Source organism: Caulobacter sp. P1_B12_2 (assembly GCF_056406675.1).
The window spans coordinates 1-1382 of record NZ_JBFTZS010000716.1; the positions used below are offsets into that span (position 1 = coordinate 1).

The window sequence follows — 1382 nt, forward strand, 5'->3', positions numbered from 1 at the left end:
CCCATAGGGGGCGGAGGACGCTTTCCGCCGACGACGACGGCGCGCCTCTTCCCCCTCTGGGGGAAGACGGCCGAAGGCCCGTAGGGGGCAAGTGGTCGGAGCGACTACCCCCGCACCAACTCCCGCATGGCCTTGTCCAGGCCGTCGATCGTCAGCGGGAACATCCGGTCGTTCATCAACTGCTTCATGACGCCGATCGACTGGGTGTAGTCCCAGTGCCGCTCGGGCGTGGGGTTCAGCCAGACGGCGCTCTGGTAGATGTCGGTGACCCGGCTCATCCAGATGGCGCCGGCCTCCTCGTTCCAGTGCTCGACGCTGCCGCCCGGATAGGTGATCTCGTAGGGGCTCATCGTGGCGTCGCCGACGAAAATCACCTTGTAGTCGTGCGGGAACTTGTGGAGCACGTCCCAGGTCGGCAGCTTCTCGACCTGGCGGCGGCGATTGTCCTTCCAGACGGCCTCGTACAGGCAGTTGTGGAAGTAGAAGAACTCCAGGTGCTTGAACTCGGTCTTGGCGGCGCTGAACAGCTCCTCGCAGAGCTTGATGTGGCCGTCCATCGAGCCGCCGATGTCGAAGAACAGCAGCACCTTGATCGTATTGCGCCGCTCGGGACGCATCTGGATGTCCAGATAGCCCTTCTCGGCCGTGCCGCGGATGGTGCCGTTCAGGTCCAGCTCGTCCTGCGCCCCCTGGCGGGCGAACTTGCGCAGGCGGCGCAGGGCGACCTTGATGTTGCGGGTGCCCAGCTCGACCGAGTCGTCGAGGTTCTTGTATTCGCGCTTGTCCCAGACCTTCACGGCCCGGCCGTGACGGCTCTTGTCCTGGCCGATGCGGACGCCTTCGGGATTGTAGCCGTTGTTGCCGAACGGACTGGTGCCGCCCGAGCCGATCCACTTGGAGCCGCCCTCGTGGCGCTCCTTCTGTTCCTTCAGGCGATCCTGCAGGGTCTCCATCAGCTTCTCGAAGCCGCCCATGGCCTCGATCTGCGCCTTCTCCTCGTCGGTCAGGAACTTCTCGGTCAGGGCCTTCAGCCACTCGGCCGGGATGTCGGYGGTCAGGCCGTCCTCGACGGTCTCCAGCCCCTTGAACACATGGCCGAACACCCGGTCGAACTTGTCGAGGTTCTTCTCGTCCTTCACCAGGCTGGCGCGCGACAGGAAGTAGAAGTCCTCGATCCGCCGATCGATGACGTCCTTGTCCAGGGCCTCCATCAGCAGCAGGTATTCGCGCAAGGATACGGGAACCTTGGCGGCGCGGAGCTCGGAGAAGAAGCGAAGGAACATCGGCGGACTTTCGAACGAGTGTTCGAAGGATGGCGGGTTCTGGCGGATCGCGCAACGGCTCTGCGTCCTTCGAGGCCCGCTGCGCGGGCGCCTCAGGAT

At 64.5% G+C, this 1382-nt stretch carries 1 protein-coding gene; it reads right to left on the reverse strand.

The genetic code is table 11. The features are described 5' to 3' along the window. Positions 1–104 precede the first annotated feature (104 nt). On the reverse strand, positions 105–1283 hold the full coding sequence (locus AC1DZ6_RS25170) for a vWA domain-containing protein (RefSeq protein WP_477099816.1): 1179 nt from the start codon (positions 1281–1283) through the stop codon (positions 105–107). Between the last annotated feature and the right edge of the window lie 99 nt (positions 1284–1382).